Raw genomic sequence first — 571 nt, 5'->3', positions numbered from 1 at the left:
CCATCCAGATACGGCGTGAATTATTTGATTTTCCAAATCCACATGCATGGAAAAGTTTGGGTTCTGTTTCTCAAGCTCGAACAATTCTTGCATTTGTCCCTGATCCAGCTCAATCAGCAACAGTCCATTTTTTGAGCAATTCCCCTTAAAAATATCGGCGAAAGAGGGGGCAATTATTACTTGAAAGCCATAATCATGCAAGGCCCAAACGGCATTCTCCCTTGAAGAGCCGCAGCCGAAATTATCCCCGCTTAGCAGAATACTGGCTTGTTCATATGTTTTGTTATTCAGTACAAAATCCTTGCGAGGCCCACCATGTTCATCGAACCGCCAATAATACATCAGATGTTGTCCGTACCCTGCTCGTTCAACCCGCTTCAAGAATTCTGTTGGAATGATGATGTCGGTATCAATATTGGATTTAGGAAGCGGTACAACAGATCCCGTATAGTTACGAAATGGTTTCATTCTTTTTCACCTCTCCCGTATAGTTCCATCCTCTAATATCTGTCAGGTGACCTGTTATAGCTGCAGCAGCTGCCATTGCCGGGCTTACCAGATGTGTTCGTAC

Annotated in this window: 1 protein-coding gene; it reads right to left on the bottom strand. The window is 44.0% G+C overall.

What is annotated here, in order from left to right:
• Window positions 1-468 (bottom strand): 3-isopropylmalate dehydratase small subunit (gene leuD / locus AC3G7N_RS22025; protein WP_489424251.1); only part of this gene is annotated, 468 nt, incomplete at its 3' end.
• Window positions 469-571 lie beyond the last annotated feature (103 nt).

The organism is Virgibacillus carmonensis, from assembly GCF_057836705.1.
The sequence above is the reverse complement of the archived record's forward strand: the minus strand, read 5'-3'. Positions and strand labels throughout refer to the sequence as shown.